Origin of the sequence: Novosphingobium sp. CCH12-A3, from assembly GCF_001556015.1 — a bacterium.
GTDB classification, from domain to species: domain Bacteria; phylum Pseudomonadota; class Alphaproteobacteria; order Sphingomonadales; family Sphingomonadaceae; genus Novosphingobium; species Novosphingobium subterraneum.
Genome location: NZ_LSIA01000116.1, coordinates 13784 through 37802, shown reverse-complemented (window position 1 = coordinate 37802; position 24019 = coordinate 13784). Strand labels below are relative to the sequence as shown.

The window sequence follows — 24019 nt, the reverse complement described above, 5'->3', positions numbered from 1 at the left end:
AGGCGGACTGCGCGCCGTTCGTGGCACGGTCCTGCTCCTATATGGTGAAACATACTGCAAATCTGCGCTGGCGTCAAAACTACACGACCGTGCCTGGGTCCGCCTCGCCTCCTGACAGCGCGATTGCACGGCGAGCGAACTCATATTAGATGTTTCATTCTAAATATATAATGGAGAAGATTGGATGCCTGCAACCCCCATGCCCGCACTGGCTCGGCTCGCATTGCTCGTGCCGCTGACCCTGCTGCTTTCGGCATTCCACGGCTTCGTCGGCTGGCACAAGGTCTTCTCCTCCCGCGAGGAACTGATGCGCCATACGGCTTGGACCGTGCATCTGCCGGAATGGCTCGGACGCCTTGTCGGGATCACCGAGCTTGCGCTTACGCTCCTGCTGCTGCTGGCACTGTTCCGGCCGGGGTACAGCCGGATCGGCATGATGGCAGCATATGGTTTCATCGCGCTCGAACTGGTCTCGACCGTAACCCATCAACTCGCGCAGGACGGCGCGTCGCTCGTCCAGAACCTGCTGTCGATCTTTATAACGGCCGTCGTCGCATGGCTGTTTGCGCAAAGGGCTGCGGCCGCTAGATAGCGAAGCGTTACGGCGCCGACTGGGCGGCCGTCCCTCCAGCGTCGGATATCGCCATCACCACTCGCCTGCGCATCGCCGCATCGCTCGACTATGCCATGGCTGGCCCCGCTCCGGTGCTGATGCAGATCGGCGTTGCGGACTTGGCGGGACAGCGCCTGCTCGAAACCCGTTGCATCACCACGCCCGGCATCGCCCACACCGTCCCCGGGCATGACGGCCTGGGCGAGCGCCTCTGGCTCGAGCCGCAAACGCGGTTCGAGGTATCCTACAACGTCACCGTCGAGATCGACCGCCAGCCCCTGCCGCTGGCCAATCTTGCCGCCGACAGCCTCACTGCCCTGCCCGGCGAAGTGCTCGAATACCTGTTTCCCTCGCGCTACTGCCCGGTCGACACGATGCACGCCGCCGCGGTCGACATGTTTGGCCACTTGACTGGCGGTGCGGCGGTAGAGGCCGTGCGCGACTGGATCACCACCCACCTCGCCTATGTCCCCGGCGCGAGCCACGGCGGCACCACCGCGCTCGACACCTTCCACGCCCGCGAAGGCGTCTGCCGCGACTACGCCCACCTCCTGATCGCGCTGGTGCGCAGCCTTGGCATCCCGGCCCGAATGGTCAGCGCCTACAGCCCCGACGTCACCCCGCAAGACTTCCACGCCCTCGCCCAGGTCTGGCTGGCGGGAGACTGGCACCTCGTCGATGCCACGGGCATGGCCGACCCTGCGACGACCGCGATCATCGGTGTAGGCCGCGACGCAGCGGACATCGCGTTTCTGACGATCTTCGGGGCAGCGACGCTGAATGCGCAGGTTGTTGAGGTGACATTGCAGGACTGACGGACGCGACGCTCAACTCTGCCCGATGCTAAAATCTACCGTCACCCCGGGCCCCGACCCGGGGTCCCGCTTCTTCGGCCCTCGCTTCTGCGGTGCGAGTGACCGGCCGAGCCGCTCTTCCATCTGTGCGAGCCATTCGGGTGAGCCGATCGGGCGGCCGATGCTCTCCGCCCTGCGCAGGGCGGCATAGGTAAGCTCCTCGTCGAACGCTTCACCCAGGAATGCGGCGAAGTTGCCCACCCGCTCCAGCGCCGGGGCAACGGTGACGACGTGGTCGTCCTGCCCTGAAAGCAGGGCACGGGTGCTCGACCAGCGCCAGTCATAAGCCTTGGCCACAAGCCTTGCCCGGACCGGGTTCAGCGCGATGTAGCGCAGGGCGGTGACAAAGTGCGCCTCGTCCATGGCCACCGATCCGAAGCGGCCCTGCCAGAGATGGCCGGTCGACCGGCGCCTTGCATTGACGAAGCCGGTATAGCGCCGGTGCACATCTCCCAGCGTCCGCCAAAGGCCATCGGCGTCGGATGGCACCAGCACGAGATGGACAAAGGGGGAGTCGTTCCTTTTATCTTGCTTTCGCTAAATCGCGCCATTTATCGCCCCTTCGTCAATGAACTCGGGACCGATCATGTCAGCGAGCCAGACCTGATCATTGCCAAGATAGAAGGGCACGCCGGCTCGATACGCGTCGCCCGCCCTCACGCTGAGGATCACTGGCTTTCCGGCTTTGCGCTTGCCAACTTGCTCGGCGGTCGCCGTGTCCGCAGACAGGTGGACGTACTGTCGCCCCATGGGCCGTAGCCCACTTTCCTTGATCAAAGCGACCGTCGCCGGGGCCGTGCCGTGATACAGAACGGCAGGGGGCTGAGCCGCTTCTTTCGAGAGCTTATGAGGCACAGAGTGCCCATAAAGCGCGCGGATTTTACCGTCGCGCAGTTCGTGGCGCTTCTTTTCCGACTGCTCGATCATCTGCGCCAGATCGGCTTCGCTCAGGCTAGCCCATGTCGGCTTTTCGACCCGCACCGCCGCGAGCAGCCCATCCACGGAGACCCAGCCCGCGTCGTCCAGCTCCAACTCGTAGAGCCAAGGTTCGTGGCGCAGCGCATGCGAGACGACGCGGCTAAGGTCACTCAACATCAACGCCCTAGCCTTCGAACTCTGGCTCTCGGATTGTGCTGCGCGCAGCCATGCCGCGAAGGATGGATATCCTGCCCGTTCTTCCCAGCCAGGGGCAGCGAAGTCATGGACGATCCGAACCTCGAGAGGAGCATCCTGCTCCCAACAAGCGACGTCATCGCTATCAAGGCGGCGCGCAAACGGGACCAACTGCCGATCCGGGAACCTCTTCTTGAGGCCCTCAAGGCGAACAAGTAGCCACTCCCCTGTAAGGATTTGCCATGGCCCGACATCTAACAGGCCGCCTTCGACAGCTGTGACAAATTCACTCGGATAGGAAAACCATCCTGGAGATTTTTCCTCGGGAATAAGATATTCCATCATCAGTGATTCGATCCAATAAATGGTGATCCGTAGGGATATTGATTACGGAATATGGAATTCTCGTTGCTAATTCTATTAGTGACCGCGTCGCCAAAGTTCTCCCGGGATTACGGCGACACTTTACTAAATACACTTATCTATCCCCTCAAATCCGCTCCGCCTGCGCCACCGCCTCACTCGCCCGCAACGCCGAGATGATCCGCGTCAAATGCGCCAGGTCCCGCACCTCCAGATCCACCTCATAGGTGTGAAACGGGTTCTCCCGCTGCGTCATCTCGAGATTGACCACGTTGGCGTGGTTCTTGGCGAAGATGCCGGCCATCTCTGCCAGCGTCCCCGGTCGGTTATACAACTCAGCACGCAGCCGCCCGATCGCGCCGTCGGTGCGGGCGTCCCATGACAGGTCGATCCAGTCGGCATCGACGCCATCGGCGAGCTTCATGCAGTCGATCGCGTGGACTTCGACGCCCTTGCCGGGGCGGCGCAGGCCGACGATGCGGTCGCCGGGCACCGGGTGGCAGCAGTCGGCCAGCTTGAACGCCATGCCCGGCGTCAGGCCGCGCACGGCAATCGCACGCTTCTGGCTCGGCCAGTTCTCTTCCGGAATGTTCGCCGCGCTGCCCGGCACCAGCGCTTCCATCACCTGCCGGTCGTCCAGCTTGGCCGAGCCGATGGCGAACATGAAGTCTTCCTCGCTCGCCAGCTTCAACCGCTTGAGCGCATCGGTCAGCGCCTTCTTGCCGATCTTGGTCGGCAGCCGCTCGACGATTTCCTCATAGAGCTTGCGCCCGATGGCGGCGACTTCGGCGCGCTCCTTCTGGCGGACGAAACGGCGGATCGCGGCCCGCGCCTTGCCGGTGACGACAAAGCCCAGCCACGATAGCTGCGGCTCGGACGTGCGGCTCTTGATGATCTCCACCACGTCGCCATTGCCGAGCGGCGTGCGCAGCGGCACATGCCGACCATTGATCTTCGCACCCACCGCCTGCGCGCCAAGCTTGGTATGGACGGCGAAGGCAAAGTCGATCGGCGTCGCCCCCTTGGGCAGCTGGAACAGCGCCCCCTTCGGCGTGAAGGCGAAGATGCGATCCTGGTAGATCGCCATCTTGGTGTTCTCGAGCAGTTCCTCGGCGTCGTGGCTGGATTCGAGGATTTCGATCAGGTCGCGCAGCCAGCCCACCTGCCCATCGGGCGTGCCGCCCTGCTTGTAGGCCCAATGCGCGGCAAGGCCGAACTCGTTGCGCTCGTGCATCTCGTGCGTCTTGATCTGCACTTCCACGCGCATCGCGTTGGAATAGATCAGCGCCGTGTGCAGCGAACGATAGCCGTTCATCTTCGGCGTCGAGATGTAGTCCTTGAACCGCCCCGGAATCATCTGCCATTCGCGGTGCAGGATGCCCAGCGCCTTGTAGCAGTCGTCCTCGTTGTCGGTCAGGACGCGGAAGGCCATGATGTCGGTGATCTGCTCGAACGACACGTGCCGCTCGGCCATCTTGCGCCAGATCGAATAGGGGTGCTTCTCGCGCCCCGAAACCTCGACGCGCAGGCCCGCCTCGGCCAGTGCCTGCTTGATCTCCAGCGCGATGGCATCGACCTGGGCGCCTTCCTCGCTGCGGATCGCCGCCAGCCTGCCGGTGATCGTGGCATAGGCTTCGGGCTCAAGCTGCTCGAAAGCCAGCAGCTGCATCTCGCGCATGTATTCGTACATGCCCACCCGCTCGGCCAGCGGGGCATAGATATCCATGGTCTCGCGCGCGATGCGCCGCCGTTTTTCCTCGCTCTTGATGTAGTGGAGCGTGCGCATGTTGTGCATGCGGTCAGCCAGCTTCACCAGCAGGACGCGCAAGTCCTCGCTCATCGCCAGCAGGAACTTGCGCAGGTTCTCTGCGGCGCGCTCGCTCTCGCTCATCGTCTCGATCTTCGAGAGCTTGGTCACGCCATCGACCAGCCGCGCCACGTCCGGCCCGAACAGGCGCTCGATCTCGTCCACGGTGGCAAGCGTATCCTCCACCGTATCGTGGAGCAGCGCAGTGATGATCGTGTCCTGATCGAGCTTGAGCTCGGTCATCAGGCCGGCCACCTCCACGGGATGCGAGAAGTACGGGTCCCCGCTCGCCCGCTTCTGGGTGCCGTGCTTCTGCACGGTATAGACATAGGCACGGTTGAGCATCGCCTCGTCCGCATCGGGATCATAGGCAAGCACACGTTCGACAAGTTCGTACTGGCGGAGCATCTGTGCCCTAAATGGCGGCATCGGAGCGGTTCCCGCAAGGGGGAAAGCCGCATGAATGCAATCGTATTGGTCGATCAGCCGATGATCGGCTCGGTTCCGGCACTTTCCGGCAACAGTCCTGAGACGCGGGGGTCAGGAAAGATTTCAACGTGCCGTGCATAGGGCGCAAAGCCCTGTCCCATGTAGAACCCCAGGGCGCGTGGATCGTCGAGCGTGCAGGTGTGTACCCACACCCGCTCAACGCCGGGCACCCAGGCCATCTGCAGCGCCCGCCGCATCAACCACTTGCCAAGGCCCTTGCCGGTCGCCCCGGGGATCAGTCCGAAGAACGCTATCTCGCACGTCCCGGCCGCACGGAAGTCCAGCTCCAGCATGCCGACCTCGACCCGCGCCCTGTCCACCACGGCATGGACCTGCACCTGCGGATCGTGAATGATCGCCGCCAGTGCCGCGTCCGACATGGCCAGCCGCGACCACCACAGCCAGGGCTCACCCACGCGACGATAGAGCAGCCGGTATTTCTCGGGCGCGCAGTCCTTCCAGCGCACCAGTTGCACCGGAACGTCGCCTTCGGGCACCAGCCGACGCAAGCCCGCCGGCGGCTGGCGCATTTCGAGCGAGGTCACGACGCAGGCCAGATCGCCCGGCGCAACGTTGTGGAACCCACGCGCCAGCGCCGGGCCTTCCGCCTCGATCACGTCAGCTCCAGACGGCTTCCGGTGGCAGGCTCATCAGGATCGCATCGATGTTCCCGCCGGTCTTGAGACCGAACAGCGTACCCCTGTCCCACACCAGATTGAACTCGGCATAGCGACCGCGATATTCGAGCTGGGTCAGCTTCTCTGCCGGCGAGTAGTCCATTCCCATCCGCTTCCTCACCAGACGCGGGAAGACGTTGATGAACGCCTCGCCCACATCGCGCGTGAAGGCGAAGTTGGCTTCGAATGCGGCATCGTCAGCACATTCGAGGTGGTCGTAGAAAATGCCCCCAACGCCGCGATGGACCTTGCGGTGCGGGATCCAGAAGTAGTCATCCGCCCACTTCTTGAACTTCGGGTAGTATTCCGGATCGTGCTTGTCGCAGGCCGCCTTGTACTCGGCGTGGAACTCGGCCGTGTCTTCCTCATAGGGGATCGCCGCCACCGCCGAACCACGCCTTGCTGGTCGTCAGGAAGCGCGTGTTCATGTGGACCGCCGGCACGTGCGGATTGCGCATGTGCGCCACCAGGCTGATCCCCGTCGCAGTGAAGCCCGGTGCCTCTGCGCTCGCCCCGTTGACCGATCCGGCGAAGTCCTTCGAGAACTCGCCCTGCACAGTCGAGACGTTGACGCCGACCTTCTCGAACACCTTGCCCTTCATCAGGCCCTGCACACCGCCGCCGCCGTTTTCGACAGCTTCGCCGTCATGCTCCCGGTTCCACGGCGTATAGGCAAACGACGCATCCGACCCCGCTTCGCGCTCGATCGCCTCGAACTCCGCGCAGATCCGGTCACGCAAGCTCTCGAACCAGGCGCGAGCGCGGGTAGTGTGGGTCGTCCAGTCGGTCATGCATTCCCCCAAAGGTCTGTCATGGCGACTTGCCAAGGGAATCGCGATCCGGCAAGGGAAAGCCATGGTTCCCTTTTCGTTCGCACCTTTTCAGTTCATGGGGCAGGAATTCCGCCTCGGTGCATCCCGCGCGCTTTATTGGGTGGAAGAAAATGCGCTGCTGGTGGCTGACCTTCACCTCGAAAAGGCCAGCTTCTTCGCGCGCCACGGCCAGATGCTCCCCCCGTATGACAGTCGCGCCACTCTCGAACGGATTGCCGAGGCCCTGCGCGAGACCGGCGCCCGCCGCGTCTTCTGCCTGGGCGACTCGTTCCACGATGCCGCCGCCGTCGCTCGAATGGAGCCTTACGCCGCTGGCATGCTTGATGCCCTCACCCGCGCGACAGACTGGGTCTGGATCACCGGAAACCACGACGAAGACGCATCTGCCCCCGGCGGCACATTGGTTGACGAGCTGGCCGTTCGCGGTCTCACCCTGCGCCACATCGCCCGCAAAGGCACCGGCGAAGCCGAAGTCTCAGGGCACTTCCACCCCAAGCTGCGCGTCTCGATCCGCGGTCGCACCATCGCCCGCCCCTGTGCCGTCGCGAGCGAGAACCGCCTGATTCTTCCCGCTTTCGGCGCTTTGACCGGAGGCATGGACGCAGGCGACCCGGCAATTCTGGCGGCATTGCAGCCCGCCCGCTCGATCGATGCGATCGTCCCTGCCGGGGCAAAGCTGGCCCGCTTCAATCTCTGGCGCGCTGCAGCCTGAAAGCAACATGCTTTCGCGAAACCCGTCGGCTTTAGAACCAAGGGCAAAACCGCCCTTTATCTGTGCGCGCATTGTGATATGAGCGCGCGGAACCATATTGGGCAAAAACTGCAGGAGAAAGCACTATAGCTCCCCCACCGCGGCGCATGATGGCGCCCCCCGTCAAGAGCGGGCCTCGCTACAACCAGATGATCAACGTGCCCAAGGTGCGCGTGATCGACGAGAACGGCGAGAACCTGGGTGTGATGTACACCCGTGAAGCGATCGAACAGGCCGCCGAAGTCGGCCTCGACCTCGTTGAAGTTTCCCCGAATGCGGATCCGCCGGTCTGCAAGTTCCTCGACGTGGGCAAGTTCCGCTACGAGGCGCAGAAGAAGGCCAACCTCGCGCGCAAGAGCCAGAAGACGCAGGAGATCAAGGAGATCAAGATGCGTCCGAACATCGATGACCACGATTACGACACGAAGATGCGTAACGTCGTGAAGTTCATCGGTGAAGGCGACAAGGTGAAGATCACGCTGCGCTTCCGCGGCCGTGAGCTTTCGCACCAGCAGCTCGGCATGAACCTCCTGCGCAAGGTGCAGGACGATGTGGCTGAAATCGCCAAGATCGAAGCCTTCCCCCGCATGGAAGGCCGCCAGATGCTGATGGTCCTCGCGCCGAAGTAGGCACGAGACCACACGCTGCAAACCGCAAGGGGCGTGCCGCAAGGCGCGCCCTTTTCGTTTCCGAACAGGCGACAGTTATCTACCCCTCCCGCACGCGGAAGAGGTCGGGGTGGGCACTCGGCACCTGCAATCCGCACGCTGTCGGATCGCCTTGCCTGCACACCGGTCATCGACGCCCCGAAACGCCCTGGCGCGCGTTCCGCAACTCGCCCCCACCAACCAACGCTCCACCGATTCAACCATGTCTGTTTGGCGCATCTGCGCGTTGCCGCTGCGGTTCGCCAAAAAACCAACAGGTTTCATCAAGGAGCATTACATGACGCCGTCTCTCAAGATCATCCCCGCCGTAGCGATTCTCGCTGGCTCGCTGGGCCTCGGCGGTTGCGCCACCAAGGGCTACGTCAACGAGCAGATCGCCACGGTCAACCAGCGTATCGATGGCGTGGAAAGCCGCCTCCAGGCAACTGACGGCGTTGCCCAGGCTGCCCGCAGCGAAGCGCAAGCCGCCAACGCGCAGGCCCAGACCAACACCCAGCGTCTCGACCAGCTCACTGGCCGCGTCGACAGCATGGACCAGCGCATGATGCAGGCCCAGCAGAAGCGTCCGCGCAACTAATCGGCCACTGTCGCGTTAAAGTGCCGGACAGGTCTTCTGTGGTCAGACAACCAGGGAAGGCCTGTCCGGTTTTTCGTCTTTGGTGCGAGTGAAGTTCGAAATGATGAAGGCTCTTGCGGCGCTTGCCGGCCTGGCGCTGGCTCTCCCCTCTGTGATGACCGACCCCGCCGAAGCGGCAACCGCGACAGCTTCGAAGGCCAAGGCGCAAAAGCGCAAGAGCACGAAATCCGTCCAGAAGCCCGTCCAACTGCCCGACCTGACGATCCCGACACAACGCGTGACGTCATGGGTGACGGAGACCGCAGACAACAACGGGCTGCCCTTCCTCGTGATAGACAAGCCAAGCGCCACGATTTTCGCCTTCGATGCGAGCGGCAAGCCGGTGGGCTTCGGTCCGGTGCTGATCGGCCGCGCCTTGGGTGACGACGCCACACCTGGCGTCGGAAACAAGAGCCTTGCCGAAATCGGCCCCGCCGAGAAGACCACCCCGGCCGGTCGCTTCCTTGCCCGCTTCGGCAAGGCTGCGGCCAACACCCGCGTTCTCTGGGTCGATTACGCCACCTCGGTCGCCATCCACACCATCCCGCCGGGAAATCCCAAGGAGAACCGGGCCAAACGCATGCTTTCGCCCGACGTGGACGACAACCGCATAACCTTCGGCTGCATCAACGTCCCCAAGGCGCTCTACAACGGTAAGATCGCCCCCATGTTCGGCAAGAAGGGCGGCTACGTCTACATCCTGCCCGATAGCAAGCCGCTGGAAGACGCCTTCCCGCCACTCCATGCCAGGCCCTTCACCCCCGCACAGGTCGCAACAGCCGAGAGCACGCCCAGCCGCTGACCTGGCCGCTCGGCGGCAGCCCTGATGCGAAAAAGGGGAGCCGAAGCTCCCCTTCCCCCTTCCGAAGCCCGCGCCTCAGAACCGGTAGCGTGCCGCCACGCCATAAGTGCGCGGCTGGCTGGTATAGCCAGAGATCGATCCGGGCTGGGCCGGGGTATCGAAGATCTGCAGGAGATAGCGGTTGTCCGTCAGGTTGCGTCCCCACAGCGTCAGTTCGAACCCGCTCGGCATGGCCCAGGTGATCGAGGCATTGGCCTCGTTCACTTCACGGCGGAACGGCCGCGCCGCTTCGATCGCCACGCGCGTGCCGCCATCGAGGAAGCCGGGCAGCCCCTCGGCAATCTGCACCGGCGATTCATAATGGAAGTCGCCGCGCAGGATCAGGTGGTGGCCGCTGTCGAACTCATGGTCATAGCTCGCCGCGAAGGTCGAGGAGATCGCCGGAATGCCTGCCGGTCGCGTCTTCGAAAGGTCGCCCACCGCCGAAAGCACGAAGCTGTCGTACTTCGGATCAAGGTAGGTCATCGCCACGTTGAACTGCCAGCCCTTGGCCGGCTTCACCGTACCTTCGAACTCGATACCGCGAACAGACTGCTTGCCGGCGTTGGCCAGCACGAAGCCCGACCCTGTGAAGGTGTTGGACTGGAAGCCATTGATCCGCTGGTCGAACGCGGCAAGGTTTGCCGTGACCAGCCCCCAGTCAGCCTTCAGCCCGATTTCATAGACGGTGGAGCTTTCAGGGCCGGCAAACCGGCTGCCATAGGTCTGGTTGACGACTGTCAGTCCCCGCGCAATCAGCGCGTCGCGATCGCTCAGCAGCGGGCGGCTGTCGCGCGAGAGGTTGATCGAGCTCGCCTTGAAACCCGTCGCATAGCTTGCATAGACGTTGATGTCGTCGGTCAGGTCATAGGCAACGCGGACGATGTAGGTGAACTTGTCGTCACGGGTCCGGCCCGGCTCCACCGCGTTGGGCACGGCCAGGAAGGGCGGCAGATATTGCAGATCCTGCAGCGCCAGCAGCGGATTGCCGACCGTAAGAGGATTGCTGTCTGCAGCCGCCTGCTGGGTCGAAAGGTTCGCGTTCAGCGCCGCAAAGCCTGAAGCCTGGGCCTGCAGGTTGGCAAACACCGTCGGATTGGCCTGTGCGAAGGCGGCAATGGCCAGCGGGTCCGTCGTGCCCAGCGCGGTCGAGATGAAGCCGCGGCTCAAGGCCGTGCCGCCGATCTGCACCAGATCGAGGTTCGCAAACACGTCAGACGACGTTGCCGAGGCGGCAAAGTCCTTCTTGTCCTTGGTGTAGTTGATGCCACCCGTCACGGTCAGCCGGTCACCGATCTTGAAGTCTGCCTGGCCGAAGACCGAGAAAGCCTCATTCTTGAGGCGATAGCGCTCGTCCAGCTTCTGCCCGGCCACGAAGAACCGGCCCGTGTAGTTGGTGCCGGTCAGCCCGCTGATCGTCGTCTCGATGCTCGAAAGCGACTGGGTGTTCTGCGTCAGCCCCCGGATCAGCACGTCGGCATAACCGCGCGCGTCCTCGCCCCAGCCAAGCTGGTTGGACTGACGGATGCTTTCGTTGAAGTAATATCCGCCTACGAGGAAGTTGAGCGGGCCATCCATGTTGGTGGCCGCACGCAGTTCCTGCGTGAAGGTCTTGATGCCCTGATCCTGTGCATTGAACCCGATCAGATCCGCACTGGTGAAGTCGGAATCCTGATTGGTGAAGGCGTCCAACCGCCGGTAGGCAGTGATCGAGGTGAAGGTCAGCGGACCGAAGTCGTAGTCGACCTGGCCCGAAGCCCCCCAGTTTTCGATGTCGTTGACCGAATCGATATTCGAATAGACCCGGTTGGCGTAGATCTCGTCAGGTCCGTTGACGCGCCCGCCCAGAGCACGGATCGCCTGCGTCGCAGAGCTGGGCCGGAGGTTGACCACCCCGCAGCAGTTCTCGTCGATCTTCGAATAGTCGCCGATCAGGCGCACCCGGGCCTGGGCATTGGGTTCCCACAGCGCCTGGCCACGCACGAACCAGCGATTGCGCTCGTTGGTTTCGTTGCCGGTGCCGAGGTCCTTGTTGTACCCGTCGCGCTTGTTGACGCCACCGGCAAGGCTCACCGCCAGCCCGTCCGTCACCGGCCCGGTGACCACGCCCTTGAGCACGACCGCATCGTAATTGCCGTAGCTCGCCTCGACATTGCCACCGAAGTCGAACTTGGGCGCGGCGGTCACGATCGAGATCACGCCGACGCTGGCATTCTTGCCGAACAAGGTCGATTGCGGCCCGCGCAGCACTTCGATGCGCTGCACGTCGGGGAAGTCGCCGATCTGCGCGGCAGAGCGCGAGCGGTAGACGCCGTCGATGAACACGCCGACCGATGGTTCGATACCGGCGTTGTTGGCGCCGTTGCCGAAGCCGCGGATGATGAAGTTGGTGTTCGCGCTCGATTGCAGCTGCGTCACCCGCAGCGAGGGCACCACGCTCGTCAGGTCCTTCAGATCGCGGATCTGCGCCTGCTCCAGCGTCTTCGCGCTCGTTACAGAGACGGCAATCGGCACGTCCTGCAGGGTCTGTTCGCGCTTCGTGGCGGTGACGATGATCTCGTTGCCCTCTGCCGCCTGATCGGGCGCGGGCGGTGCCGGCTGAGCTTCCTCCTCGGCCGCGACGGCAGCGTCCTGCGCGTGGGCGGTGGCGGAAAACGCAAGAGCAAGTCCGCAAGCTCCAGCAAGAAGCGCGGCCTGGCCGGCACGACCGGCATACAAGGATTTCATCTGCAAAACTGTTCCTCTATTCACCCGCCGGGCCTTCGCCGGACGGTGGCCGTCATCCGGCCGGAAGGTCATCCTGTTTCCCACCCGACCTTCTAGGGCGCGGAAAACATGCGAACAATTCCAGTTCGATGAAATCCTTCGCGGTCCCCATGCATTTTCATGCGCTGTTGCATGATAGTCACACCTGCAACCGCTTGGCTGCTGTTCCACGCCCAGCTTGCCGCAACGCGCCTTCCCGCATTCAGCGTGCTTGTAGCAATGCAGGCCTTTACAGAAGCGTGTTCGCTGCAACGCATGCCTTTATAGAAGCGTGCTTGCCGCAACGCACAATTGCGAGTAAGCGCGCGCCGAAACCGGAGCGAGCCTTGCTTGTGCCGACTCCAGCCGATTCCAACTGAAAGCCCGTTTTCATGTCCGCCCAGCAGCGCAATATCGCGATCATCGCCCACGTTGACCACGGCAAGACCACGCTCGTCGACCAGCTCTTCCGCCAGTCCGGCACTTTCCGCGACAATCAGCGCGTGGAAGAGCGCGCGATGGATTCCAACGATCTCGAAAAGGAACGCGGGATCACCATTCTCGCCAAGCCGACCTCGATCGAATGGAACGGCGTGCGCATCAACATCGTCGACACGCCCGGCCACGCCGACTTCGGTGGCGAGGTGGAGCGTATCCTCTCGATGGTCGACGGCGTGATCCTACTGGTCGACAGCTCGGAAGGCGCGATGCCGCAGACGAAGTTCGTCACCGGCAAGGCGCTCGCCCTCGGCCTGCGCCCGATCGTCGTGGTAAACAAGGTCGACCGTCCGGACGAGCGCATCCAGGAAGTGCTCGACGAAGTGTTCGACCTCTTCGTCACGCTCGATGCCAACGACGAACAGCTCGAATTCCCCGTGCTCTACGCCTCGGGCCGCAATGGCTATGCCAGCACCGATCCCGATCGCCGCGAAGGCACGCTGGAGCCGATGTTCCAGCTCATCGTCGATCACGTGCCGCCGCCGAACCTCGATGAAGACGCACCGTTCACCTTCCTCGCCACGCTGCTGGATCGTGACAACTTCCTTGGCCGCGTGCTCACCGGCCGCGTCCAGTCGGGCGTGATCCGCGTCAACGATCCGATCCGTGCGCTCGACATGGACGGCAAGGTCATCGAAACCGGCCGCGCTTCCAAGATCATGACCTTCCGTGGCCTCGATCGCGTGCCGGTCGATGAAGCCCGCGCGGGCGACATCATCTCCCTCGCCGGCCTCACCGTCGCCACCGTGTCGAACACCATCGCCGCGCCGGAAGTCACCGTGCCGATCAAGGCCCAGCCGATCGACCCGCCGACCCTGTCTATGCGCTTTGCCGTGAACGACAGCCCGATGGCAGGCCGCGAAGGCAGCAAGGTCACCAGCCGCATGATCCGCGACCGTCTGGAGCGCGAGGCGGAATCCAACGTCGCCATCCGCATCACGGAATCGGCCGACAAGGACAGCTTCGAAGTCGCCGGCCGTGGCGAACTCCAGCTGGGCGTCCTGATCGAGACGATGCGCCGCGAAGGCTTCGAACTCGGCATCAGCCGCCCGCGCGTGCTGTTCCAGAAGGACGAGGACGGCAACCTGCTCGAGCCGTACGAAACCGTCATGATCGACGTGGACGACGAGCACTCGGGCACCGTGGTCGACAAGATGGCCATGCGCAAGGCCGAGCTGACCGACATGCGCCCCTCGGGCGGCGGCAAGACCCGCATCACGTTCTCGGCCCCTTCGCGCGGGCTGATCGGCTACCACGGCGAATTCCTCTCGGACACCCGCGGCACCGGCATCATGAACCGCCTGTTCGAGAAGTACGGTCCGCACAAGGGCAAGATCGAAGGCCGCAAGAACGGCGTGCTGATCTCCAACGGCACCGGCGAAGCCGTTGCCTATGCGCTTGGTCCGCTTGAAGAGCGCGGCATCCTCTTCGTCGGCGTCGGCACCCCGCTCTACGAAGGCATGATCATCGGCGAGAACGCCAAGCCGGAAGACCTCGAGGTCAACCCGATGAAGTCCAAGCAACTGACGAACTTCCGTTCGAGCGGCAAGGACGACGCCATCCGCCTGACCCCGCCCAAGATCATGACGCTGGAGCAGGCCATCGCCTACATCGACGACGATGAAATGGTCGAAGTCACGCCAAAGTCGATCCGCATCCGCAAGGCCATCCTCGACCCGAACGAGCGCAAGAAGGCGTCGCGGAAGAAGGAAGCGGCATAAGGAATAACAAAGGGCGGCTCCCTCGGGCCGCCCTCTTTGCTTGTCCGTCAAGCGACGTGCGTAGAGACGCTTCAACCTTCTCCGCACCGGCAGGCGGAAGGGTTCGGGGTGGGCATTTCACCACCACGGGATGCTGACGCCCACGTCAGCATAAGTGGCGAACAATCGCCAGCTTTCCTGAACAAAACAGGCACAAAAACCGCTGTCCTACAAGGCATCAGCTGACATAGCATCCCCGCCATGTCGCACCCTGCCCCCATCACGCTGCCCGCCAACACCACCACCGCTCAAACACCGGAAAACCGCTGATTTTCCTCGCTCCTGCAGGCAGGATGGGCCGGGGGTGGCCAGGTTCCGGGAATGCTGATTCGCCTGAACGACGCCCTCTTGGAAGGCGCAGGCCGCGCATTCCCACAGCCAATCGATCTGCCCCGATCGCTTGCCCGCGATTGCGCTCCTGAACTGTGTAAACAGCGTCAACCCTCTGGCGCCCGCCGGGCGGTCGACGAGGTCCGGCGCGATGCCCATGCGGGCCGCGCGGGACACGAAAAAGCTGCGGCGATGCATGTCGCCGCAGCTTCTCCGGGTTCGCTTTCCCGCGCGTTTCTGGCGCGCGGCAGGTATTTCGTCTCGTTCTTAGAAACGCAGGCCAACAGTAGCGCGCAGGGCGTGCGTGTCGAACACCCGGTCGGCAACCCGCAGGTTGGTCCCGCCGCCGTTCAGCAGGAACGGGTTGGTCGCAGGCGCGGTCCCCTGGCCCACTTCGACTTCATACTTGTCGTCCTGATACCGGCTGTAGAGGTACTCCAAACCCAGCGACAGGTTGTTCGACAGCATGATCTCGGTGCCGCCACCAGCCTGCCAGCCCCAGATCATCTTGCCGTCGTCGCGCTCGGTGAACGAATTGGCGGTATTGGTGGTCGAGAAATCATGATTGATCTTGGCGTAGCTGCCGCCACCGGTGACGTAGAACAGAGCGCCGCCGCCCGGGGTATAGCCAAGGCGCGCGCGCGCCGAAATGGCGTAGTCGAGCTGGCGGTCGATACGGTAGGACGCCGGCGTGGTGCTGAAAGCGGTCGAGCGATAGATCGATTCATTGCGCGAACCTTCGATCAGGCCGCCGAACACCATGTTGCCCGACCGCGCATCGAAGCCGACGCGAACGCCGTATTCCGCTCCCTGCTTGTCGGCCACGCATCCAGCCCCACGCTGTGCGCCCTGGGCACCGCAATTGGCGAAGCCAGGCGAGAACGCATTGGCGCCCGTCGTCGTTTGGACGGTGTTGCCGTAGTTGCCATCGCGATCGGTATCGAACTCGAACTGGCCACGATTATTGCCGAGCAGACTGATGCCACCAAAGCCCTGGATGTAGACTCCGTCGAAGTGGCTGTCGCGATCAAAGCCATCGGCGGTGGTGGCCGTGGACATCGTGGTGTCGGAATTGTCCATGCTGTCCTGCGCCATGGCCGGAGCGGCGACGAGCGCCAGCGTCGCGGCCAGCGGCCTCGTGAAAATGCTCTTCGAAGTCATTGATATTCCCTCTGGATTGCCTGAGACCGGTCGTGCAGCCCCAATCCCTGCGAGCGGGATTGGTTTCCGCAAAACCGCACCGGATCGGACGGGTACGGCACTTGGGGCAGGTTCAGTAGTCCGCCGCGCCCCAATTGCTGGGCGGATTCCGGTTTCCGGTATCCTTCGGAATTTCCGCCGCCATCTGCCGCGGCTGTTCGAAAGCCTGGGCACCCATGTAGCGATCGAATTCCTCAAGGAACCGCCGCGTCAGCCGCTTGTCTTCCTGCGGATCTATGGCGTGGCGCAGCTCCGGAAAGCGGCTGCCCTCTTCCTCGTAGACATGGTGGAGCACAGCACCGCGGATATGGCCAAGCTTGTCGCGCCAGTCCTGGCCCATCGGATCAAGCGTCTCCAATGCGCCCATCTGGATGCGCGTCATCGCGTGCTCCTCGAACGCCAGCCCAGCACTTGCCTTGCTGCTCTCATTGGCCATCGCTGGATAGAGAACTGCCTCTTCGGCATTGGCATGCGCGGTCAGCACCATCGAAAGGTCGCGCAGTGCGGCACGCCGCTCGGCGACGGAATTGGCGCCCAGCGCCAGTTCGAAGCATGCCTCGATGCGGCGATGATGTTCCAGCGCATGCGTCATCCAGTCGCCGGGCCGCGCCAAGGCCTGCGCCTTGTCTCGCGCCTCGCGACGATCTTCATCGCTTTCAGGTGGGGTGATGACGGCTACGATCTTGTCGAGAAAGGACATTTGCTCCACTCCTGCTGAGCCTTGCAGGGTGAGCGGACAGGCTTGGTGTCAGTTCCAAGGCTAGTTGCAGCGCTCGGCCAGTCGTGCAACGCCTGACGCGAACCGCGCAAATGTCGCGCAAATCGGTCACCGTCACTCGCCATTCGGCTTCGGCCCGGCTATGGCGCAGCCGATGAGCGAGGCAAACTCCCCCTTCCCGACCGATCTTTCAAAGCTGCGCGTCGCGCTGTTCAGCGGCAACTACAATTACGTCCGCGATGGCGCGAACCAGGCGTTGAACCGCCTCGTCGGCTATCTTCTGCGCCAGGGCGCGGATGTCCGCATCTATGCCCCCAAGGTGGATGAACCCGCCTTCGAGGCAACCGGCACGCTGATCGGTGTACCCTCGTTCGCGATCCCGGGCCGTCCCGAGTATCGCTTCCCGCTTGCCCTGTCCCCACGCATCCGCCGCGATCTGGCCACGTTTGCCCCCCACGTCGTGCACGTCTCCTCACCCGACGTCGTCGCGCACCGCGCGGTTTCGTGGGCGCGACACCGCAGGCTTCCCATCCTCGCCTCGGTCCACACCCGGTTCGAGACCTACTTCCGCTACTACAACATGGCCTGGGCCGAACCCGTGGTCGAAGCCCTGATGCGTCGCTTCTACCGCCGCTGCGATGCGCTGGTCGCGCCGTCGGAATCGATGGCGCAGGTGCTGCGCGACCAGCGGATGAATTACGACATCGACATCTGGTCGCGCGGGGTCGATCGCGAGATCTTCCACCCCGGAGCGCGCAGTCTCGAATGGCGCCGCTCGCTCGGCATTGGTGATGACGAAGTGGTGATCGGCTTCCTTGGCCGCCTGGTCATGGAGAAAGGCCTCGATGTCTTTTCCGACTCGGTCGACCAGCTGGTGCGCAAGGGCGTCAAACATCGCGTGCTCGTGGTTGGTGAAGGCCCGGCACACGACTGGTTTGCCGCCCGGTTGCCCGATGCGGTCTTCGCCGGGTTCCAGGGCGGGCACGATCTCGGCCGCGCGGTCGCGAGCATGGACGTGCTTTTCAATCCGTCGGTCACCGAGACCTTCGGCAACGTCACTCTTGAAGCAATGGCTTGCCGCGTACCGGTCGTTGCCGCAGCAGCGACCGGAAGCCAGAGCCTCGTCGACGACAACGTATCGGGCCGCCTGATCACGCCGGGTGCCGTCCGCCAGTTTGCCGAGGCGCTGCGTTGCTATGTGGAAGACGCAGGGCTTCGCGCCCGCCACGGCATGGCGGGCGAGGAACGCAGTCTCGACTTCTCCTGGGACCGGATCAATCAGGCAGTCGCCGATACCTACCTCAGGCTGGTGCGCCAGAAGTCCAAGTCGCGGGCGGGTCAATAGACGCCAGGCTCAGTGCAGCACGCCTGCAGCCTTCATCCGGATCGCATACCACAGGAAGAACACGAGCGAGCCCCAGATCAGGAGGTTCATCGCCATCATTGCGCCCGAGTTCATGGATGTGGGCATCGTGCTGTCGAGAAGATGCGCAAGCTGGCTTGCGCCAAGGCCGCCCAGCGAAACCGCAAATGCCGTAACGGCATGGCGCGAACGCACCAGCAGCAGGAGCGAGCCTGCCAGCGAACCCCAGACACCAAGCGCCCAGAACGCGCTGAGCCAGGCGGGCATGGCGAGCATGTAGGCGATCTCGGCTTCAGTCATGCCGACGGACTTCATGTAACCAAGCGGGTCGAGCTTGCTCATCGCGTAGTCGACGCAACCAAAGCTGTTCCATAACAGACTGATCACGCCGACAGCCCAGAGATGGCCCGGTGTCTTCACGGGATTGTCTTGCAGGTTATCCATGGGTCCTCTCCCCCTGTTACCCGGGGAGAGGATATCATGGCCCAATGCATCCTCAAAGCGGCGCGAAAGCGCGGATTCATGGAGCATCAGAGGCGTTCGATCCTGCGTGCGGCCTCGTCGAGGATGTCGGCAATGGCATGGGCAGTCTCGGTATCGAAACCTTCTGCCATGACGCGATTGCGCACGGCTGCGTGAAGGTTGCCCATTGCCCGGCGGACCGGCGGACTGTCCGCACGATCACGCTGTTCGCCCAGCGCCTTGAGCCGGGCGAGGACCGCGTCGATTTCCGCATCCTTGCCAACCAGTTCGGCCCGGCCACTGTCGGTAACAGCGAAAGCCTTGCGCGGGCCTTCACCTGCCTCTTCCGCGATCAGCCCTTCGTCAACCAGCAGGCTGAGCGTAGGGTAGACCACGCCCGGGCTTGGCGCATATTCGCCACTGGCAAGCTCGCCGATCGCGCGGATCAGGTCATAGCCATGGCGCGGCTGTTCTGCCACGAGATGCAGCAGAAGCAGGCGAAGCTCACCGCTACCGAACATGCGCCCGCCCCGACGACCGCCACCCCGGCCGCCCCGGCCACCGCCGAACGGGCCGCCACTGAACGGGCCGCCACCGGGGGGACCATCTTCGCCGAAGGGTCCGCTCCTTCCGAACGGGCCGCCGAACCGACCACCCATCATTGCCATCATCGCGACGGCATGCCGACCGCGTCCATGGCGGCCTTTTTCGAATCTCATGTATTCATATCCTTTCATGATGCGTCTAAGATATATCTTAAATGTATTCTGACAAGTGCCCCGTGCAATTTTTCTGCGCGCACCTTATCTCGGCGGAAATGGCCGACCTCTTCGCCCCGCCTCCACAGGACCGCCCGCCGCCCGAAGCCAGCGCCGAAGCGCCGCTGGCCGATCGCCTGCGCCCGCGCGAGCTTGCGGAAATCATCGGGCAAGACCACCTGACCGGTCCGGACGGCGCGATCGGGCGCATGGTCGCGGCGGGCAAGTTGACCTCGATGATTCTGTGGGGCCCGCCCGGCACCGGCAAGACCAGCATCGCGCGCCTGCTCGCCGAAGCGGTGGGCATGCGCTATGTCGCGATCAGTGCCGTGTTTTCAGGGGTCGCCGATCTCAAGAAGGCCTTTGCCGAAGCAGAAGCAATGGCACTGGCCGGCCGACGGACGCTGTTGTTTGTGGACGAAATTCACCGCTTCAACCGCGCGCAACAGGACGGTTTCCTCCCGTTCGTGGAGAACGGCACGGTAACGCTGGTCGGCGCGACGACCGAAAACCCCAGTTTCGCGCTGAACGCGGCGCTGCTGTCGCGGGCGCAGGTGCTGATCCTGCATCGGCTTGATGCCGCTGCGCTGGGTACGCTGCTGGACCGGGCCGAAGACATCACCGGCCTGCGCCTGCCGCTTACCCCGCCCGCCCGGGAAGCACTGGTCGCGTCCGCCGATGGCGACGGACGCTTCCTGCTAAATCAGGCGGAAATGCTGTTTGACGTATCGCTGCCGGCACCGCTCGATCCCGAGGGCCTGGGCAAGTTCCTCATGCGGCGCGTGGCGGTCTACGACAAGGACCGCGAAGGGCATTACAACCTCATCTCGGCCCTGCACAAGGCGGTGCGCGGCTCCGACCCGCAGGCCGCGCTCTATTACATGGCGCGCATGCTGGTGGCGGGCGAAGAGCCGCTTTACGTCCTGCGTCGGCTGGTGCGCATGGCGGTGGAAGACATCGGCATGGCCGATCCGCAAGCGCTGGTGCAATGTCTTGCTGCAAAGGACGCGTACGAGTTCCTCGGCAGTCCGGAAGGCGAACTGGCGATCGTACAGGCCCTTCTCTACATTGCCACCGCACCCAAATCGAACGCGGCCTACATGGCGCACAAGGCGGCCTGGAAATCGGCCCGCGATACAGGATCGCTGATGCCGCCATCGAACATCCTCAACGCGCCAACCAAGCTGATGAAGGACATCGGCTACGGCAAGGGCTACCAGTACGACCACGACGCCGAGGACGGTTTTTCCGGCGCGAACTACTGGCCAGAAGGCATGGCACCGCAGACCTACTACGCCCCGGTCGAACGCGGATTCGAACGCGAGGTGGCAAAACGCCTCGAATGGTGGGAGCGCAAGCGCCGCGAGCGCCAGGGCGAATGACAGCTGGCAGTCATGGAAACCGCTTCGGTCATTTCATTGCGATAGACTGGTCTGGCGCAGCAGGAGAGCGGCACAAGGGCATCGCGCTTGCCATGGCGACACGTGGCAATGCTGCGCCCAGGAGCATCCGCCCCGGCCATCGCTGGTCGCGCAACGAGGTGCTGGACTATCTGCGCAACGAATTGCCGGACGATGCGCTTGTCGGCATGGATCTTGGCATCTCGCTGCCGTTTGCGGATCACGGCGCATTCTTTCCCGGGTGGCGGGATACGCCAGCCAGTGCCCGCGAGCTTTGGGCGCTGATTGACGGGATTTGTGGGGACGAACCGCATCTCGGCGTCTCGGCCCTGGTCGATCACCCTGACTTGTGCGCCTTCTTCCGCCGTCACGGTGGCCGCGAAGGCGCTCTGTTCGGTGGCGGCCAGGGGAGGTTCCGGGCCACCGAGGCCGCCCAGCGCAGGATGGGTTGCAAGCCTTATTCGAATTTCAATCTCGTCGGCGCGGCGCAAGTCGGCAAGTCCAGCCTATCGGGGATGCGACTCCTCCACCGTCTGGCCGACCGGGCGAGCGTGTGGCCGGTGGATGGCCTGCCGGACGAGGGCCCGGTCATCTGCGAAATCTACACCACGATCGCGGCGATGGCGGCGGGACGGACGCCCTCGCGATCGAAGATGCGCTCGGCCTTGGAACTCGACGAAGCTCTCGCGGCTCTGGGCTCGCCTCCTTCCGGGCTTGCGGGTCCGCTCGACGACCATACCTGCGACGCGTTGGTAACGGCTGCATGGCTGCGCACCGCCGCCCACGATCCCCGCCTGTGGCACCCGCGCGAACTTTCAGACGAAATTGCGCGCACCGAGGGCTGGACGTTTGGGGCCGTCTAAGGCTAGGGAGCGCTACGCGCACCGCGCAACGCCGGCTTAGCTCAGTTGGTAGAGCACCTGATTTGTAATCAGGGGGCCACGGGTTCGAATCCTGTAGCCGGCACCATTTTTCGCAGCGCTGTGAACGTCAGGTGTCGTTGTCGGCAATTCGCGCAAGCAATCGCTCGAGACGCTGAACCTGTTCCGTCTGAAGCGCCCTTATCTCCTGATAGATCTCAGCCAGTTCAGGGGAATCGACGGCTGTTGCAAGGTCGGAAAGGGTCACGTCATGATCGTCGCTGACGCGGAAAGCCGTGCGCAGATGCGCGGCAATCTCGCGCAGGCGCTGATCGCTGGGACCTGACCGAACCCCACCATGCATGGCTCCTTCTACCATGGTTGCCTGAAAATACGAAGAATTCGATCGATGCCGCGCGGCGCGGCATTGGCACGGTTCGGCTCGTCGCAAGGCAGCGGTGGTGCGACGCGTGCCGACCTGGTGCAGATTGTGCACGACAGGCAGGCTTCAATCTGGTATTAAATGAAACCATTTTTGCATAACCACCGCTTTCGCGCGGGTGAATCGGAGATATCCTTGAGCCAGTCCCCAAGTTCGACCGACCTGTTCGAAAACCCGTTGGGCCTCGATGGTTTCGAGTTCATCGAATTTTCCGCGCCCGAGGCCGGGAGCCTCGAACCGGTGTTCCGGCGAATGGGCTTCACCCATATCGCCAACCACCGCTCGAAAGCCGTGCAACTGTGGCGCCAGGGCGGCATCAATCTCATCGCCAACTACGAGCCGCGCAGCCCCGCCGCCTATTTCGCCGCCGAACACGGGCCGTCCGCCTGCGGCATGGGCTGGCGCGTGCGCAACGCGGCCAGGGCCTATGCCACCGCGATCGAGCGTGGGGCAGAGCCGGTCGAAGTGCGCACCGGTCCGATGGAACTGCGCCTGCCGGCCATCCGGGGCATCGGCGGTTCGATCATCTACCTGATCGACCGCTACGAGGGCGGCGCGTTCGGCGATCTTTCGATCTATGACATCGACTTCGAATACCTGCCGGAGGTGGACCGTCACCCCGTGGGAGCGGGCTTCCACACGATCGACCACCTCACCCACAACGTCTACGGCGGGCGCATGGCCCACTGGGCGGCGTTTTACGAGCGCGTGTTCGGCTTCCGCGAGATCCGCTATTTCGACATCAAGGGCGAATACACCGGCCTCACCAGCCGCGCGATGACTGCGCCGGACGGGAAGATCCGCATTCCCCTGAACGAGGAGGCAAAGGCCGGTGGCGGGCAGATCGAGGAATTCCTGCGCGCCTACAATGGCGAGGGAATCCAGCACATCGCCTTTGCCTGTGATGACCTGATCGGCGGCTGGGACAGGCTCAAGGCCACCGGCACACCGTTCATGTCGCCCCCGCCCGACACCTACTACGAGATGCTGGACGAACGCCTGCCCGGCCATGGCGAGCCGGTGGACGAACTGAAGCGCCGCGGCATCCTGCTCGATGGCTCGACCGAAAAGGGCGATCCGCGCCTGCTGCTGCAGATCTTCTCGGAAACCCAGATCGGCCCGGTGTTTTTCGAGTTTATCCAGCGCAAGAAGGACGAGGGCTTCGGCGAAGGCAACTTCACCGCGCTGTTCCAGTCCATGGAGCGCGATCAGATGCGCCGTGGCGTCCTCCAGGTCGAGGAAACGGCAGAATGATCCCGCAGATCAAGCGCATCCACCATGTCGCCTATCGCTGCCGCGATGCGAAGGAAACGGTCGACTGGTACGAGCGCGTGATGGGCATGCGCTACACCACCGCATTCGCCGAGGACAAGGTGCCCTCCACCGGCGAAGACGACCCCTACATGCACATCTTCCTCGACTGCGGGGGCGGCAACGTTCTGGCTTTCTTCGAACTGCCAAACCAGCCCGAAATGGGCAAGGATCCCAATACGCCCGCGTGGGTCCAGCACATCGCCTTCGAGGTGGAGGACGAGGCAGCCCTGCAGGCAGCCAAGGCTCATCTCGAGGCGGAAGGCGTGGACGTGCTGGGGCCGACCTACCATGGCATCTTCCGCTCGATCTATTTCTTTGACCCCAACGGCCACCGGCTCGAACTGGCCTGCAACATCGGCACGGCAGAGCAATATGCCGAACTGGCCGATCTTGCACCGGTGATGCTTGAGGAATGGAGCCAGACCAAGCGCGCCCCACGCCATGCCGAATGGCTGCACAAGGACCCGGCAACGGCCTGACCAAAGGAACAGGGACGCGCCCTCCTTCGCTGTTCAACGGCGGAATTTGCCGTTAGAACAGTTTC

General features: G+C 63.5%; 22 protein-coding genes, 1 tRNA gene and 1 pseudogene. 13 read left to right on the top strand and 11 right to left on the bottom strand.

Going from position 1 to position 24019, the window contains the following annotated elements:
• Positions 1-184: 184 nt before the first annotated feature.
• Positions 185-592, top strand: a complete 408-nt coding sequence (locus AX703_RS08375; protein ID WP_082734488.1) for a DoxX family protein — start codon at positions 185-187, stop codon at positions 590-592.
• 95 nt (positions 593-687) lie between these two features.
• On the top strand, positions 688-1428 hold the full coding sequence (locus AX703_RS08370) for a transglutaminase family protein (RefSeq protein ID WP_062343594.1): 741 nt from the start codon (positions 688-690) through the stop codon (positions 1426-1428).
• A gap of 12 nt (positions 1429-1440) precedes the next feature.
• On the opposite strand, the gene AX703_RS08365 is transcribed toward AX703_RS08370, so the two are convergent.
• The 5 genes and pseudogenes from AX703_RS08365 to hemF all read right to left on the bottom strand — a co-directional run bounded on the left by AX703_RS08365 (position 1441) and on the right by hemF (position 6707).
• Positions 1441-1956: a hypothetical protein gene (locus tag AX703_RS08365; protein WP_156451979.1), complete on the bottom strand. Its 516-nt coding sequence runs from the start codon at positions 1954-1956 to the stop codon at positions 1441-1443.
• Between the two features lie 48 nt (positions 1957-2004).
• A complete protein-coding gene (locus AX703_RS27850) occupies positions 2005-2922 on the bottom strand; it encodes an RNA 2'-phosphotransferase (RefSeq protein WP_231735460.1) in 918 nt (305 codons plus the stop codon).
• Positions 2923-3070: 148 nt separating this feature from the next.
• Positions 3071-5158, bottom strand: coding sequence for a bifunctional (p)ppGpp synthetase/guanosine-3',5'-bis(diphosphate) 3'-pyrophosphohydrolase (locus tag AX703_RS08355; protein ID WP_062343663.1), 2088 nt, complete (start codon positions 5156-5158; stop codon positions 3071-3073).
• A gap of 74 nt (positions 5159-5232) precedes the next feature.
• Complete coding sequence (locus tag AX703_RS08350) at positions 5233-5769, bottom strand: N-acetyltransferase (protein ID WP_082734495.1); 537 nt, start codon at positions 5767-5769, stop codon at positions 5233-5235.
• Between the two features lie 88 nt (positions 5770-5857).
• A pseudogene (gene hemF, locus AX703_RS08345) lies at positions 5858-6707 on the bottom strand (oxygen-dependent coproporphyrinogen oxidase).
• Between the two features lie 64 nt (positions 6708-6771).
• Here hemF and pdeM point away from each other — a divergent pair.
• The 4 genes from pdeM to AX703_RS08325 all read left to right on the top strand — a co-directional run bounded on the left by pdeM (position 6772) and on the right by AX703_RS08325 (position 9586).
• Positions 6772-7461: a ligase-associated DNA damage response endonuclease PdeM gene (pdeM, locus tag AX703_RS08340; protein ID WP_062343592.1), complete on the top strand. Its 690-nt coding sequence runs from the start codon at positions 6772-6774 to the stop codon at positions 7459-7461.
• A 146-nt stretch (positions 7462-7607) separates the two neighbouring features.
• Positions 7608-8129, top strand: coding sequence for a translation initiation factor IF-3 (gene infC, locus AX703_RS08335; RefSeq protein WP_039335224.1), 522 nt, complete (start codon positions 7608-7610; stop codon positions 8127-8129).
• A gap of 316 nt (positions 8130-8445) precedes the next feature.
• Positions 8446-8745 (top strand): hypothetical protein, encoded by a 300-nt coding sequence (locus AX703_RS08330; RefSeq protein WP_039335290.1) that lies wholly within the window; start codon positions 8446-8448, stop codon positions 8743-8745.
• Between the two features lie 154 nt (positions 8746-8899).
• The gene (locus tag AX703_RS08325; protein ID WP_369821002.1) at positions 8900-9586 is read left to right on the top strand and encodes a hypothetical protein; all 687 of its coding nucleotides are present in this window, start codon (positions 8900-8902) and stop codon (positions 9584-9586) included.
• Between the two features lie 75 nt (positions 9587-9661).
• Here AX703_RS08325 and AX703_RS08320 read toward each other — a convergent pair whose 3' ends face one another.
• A complete protein-coding gene (locus AX703_RS08320) occupies positions 9662-12352 on the bottom strand; it encodes a TonB-dependent receptor (protein WP_062343591.1) in 2691 nt (896 codons plus the stop codon).
• Positions 12353-12762: 410 nt separating this feature from the next.
• On the opposite strand from AX703_RS08320, the gene typA reads away from it, so the two are divergent.
• Entirely contained in the window at positions 12763-14589 is a 1827-nt protein-coding gene (gene typA / locus AX703_RS08315) for a translational GTPase TypA (RefSeq protein WP_039335228.1), read from the top strand.
• A 636-nt stretch (positions 14590-15225) separates the two neighbouring features.
• Here the strand turns inward: typA and AX703_RS08305 are convergent.
• Positions 15226-16119, bottom strand: a complete 894-nt coding sequence (locus tag AX703_RS08305) for an outer membrane protein (RefSeq protein ID WP_062343590.1) — start codon at positions 16117-16119, stop codon at positions 15226-15228.
• A 112-nt stretch (positions 16120-16231) separates the two neighbouring features.
• Positions 16232-16858 carry a hemerythrin domain-containing protein gene (locus AX703_RS08300; protein WP_039335232.1) on the bottom strand — a complete coding sequence of 209 codons (627 nt, stop codon included), beginning with the start codon at positions 16856-16858 and terminating at the stop codon, positions 16232-16234.
• 172 nt (positions 16859-17030) lie between these two features.
• Between AX703_RS08300 and AX703_RS08295 the strand changes: the two genes are divergently transcribed.
• On the top strand, positions 17031-18221 hold the full coding sequence (locus AX703_RS08295; protein WP_039335294.1) for a glycosyltransferase family 1 protein: 1191 nt from the start codon (positions 17031-17033) through the stop codon (positions 18219-18221).
• 9 nt (positions 18222-18230) lie between these two features.
• On the opposite strand, the gene AX703_RS08290 is transcribed toward AX703_RS08295, so the two are convergent.
• Positions 18231-18683, bottom strand: coding sequence for a hypothetical protein (locus AX703_RS08290; protein ID WP_062343589.1), 453 nt, complete (start codon positions 18681-18683; stop codon positions 18231-18233).
• Positions 18684-18769: 86 nt separating this feature from the next.
• Positions 18770-19420 carry a PadR family transcriptional regulator gene (locus AX703_RS08285; RefSeq protein WP_062343660.1) on the bottom strand — a complete coding sequence of 217 codons (651 nt, stop codon included), beginning with the start codon at positions 19418-19420 and terminating at the stop codon, positions 18770-18772.
• Between the two features lie 98 nt (positions 19421-19518).
• Between AX703_RS08285 and AX703_RS08280 the strand changes: the two genes are divergently transcribed.
• From AX703_RS08280 to AX703_RS08270, 3 genes are all read left to right on the top strand, one after another.
• Positions 19519-20841, top strand: a complete 1323-nt coding sequence (locus tag AX703_RS08280) for a replication-associated recombination protein A (protein ID WP_039338647.1) — start codon at positions 19519-19521, stop codon at positions 20839-20841.
• Complete coding sequence (locus tag AX703_RS08275; RefSeq protein ID WP_062343588.1) at positions 20838-21722, top strand: hypothetical protein; 885 nt, start codon at positions 20838-20840, stop codon at positions 21720-21722. The genes AX703_RS08280 and AX703_RS08275 overlap by 4 nt, the downstream gene beginning before the upstream one ends.
• Before the next feature lie 30 nt (positions 21723-21752).
• Positions 21753-21828, top strand: a tRNA-Thr gene (locus AX703_RS08270).
• Between the two features lie 21 nt (positions 21829-21849).
• Here AX703_RS08270 and AX703_RS08265 read toward each other — a convergent pair.
• Positions 21850-22098 (bottom strand): hypothetical protein, encoded by a 249-nt coding sequence (locus tag AX703_RS08265; RefSeq protein ID WP_156451977.1) that lies wholly within the window; start codon positions 22096-22098, stop codon positions 21850-21852.
• Between the two features lie 198 nt (positions 22099-22296).
• Between AX703_RS08265 and hppD the strand changes: the two genes are divergently transcribed.
• Together hppD and AX703_RS08255 are read left to right on the top strand one after the other, a co-directional pair.
• The gene (gene hppD, locus AX703_RS08260) at positions 22297-23415 is read left to right on the top strand and encodes a 4-hydroxyphenylpyruvate dioxygenase (RefSeq protein WP_369821001.1); all 1119 of its coding nucleotides are present in this window, start codon (positions 22297-22299) and stop codon (positions 23413-23415) included.
• Positions 23412-23954 (top strand): VOC family protein, encoded by a 543-nt coding sequence (locus AX703_RS08255; RefSeq protein ID WP_062343586.1) that lies wholly within the window; start codon positions 23412-23414, stop codon positions 23952-23954. Before hppD ends, AX703_RS08255 begins: the two co-directional genes overlap by 4 nt.
• Positions 23955-24019 lie beyond the last annotated feature (65 nt).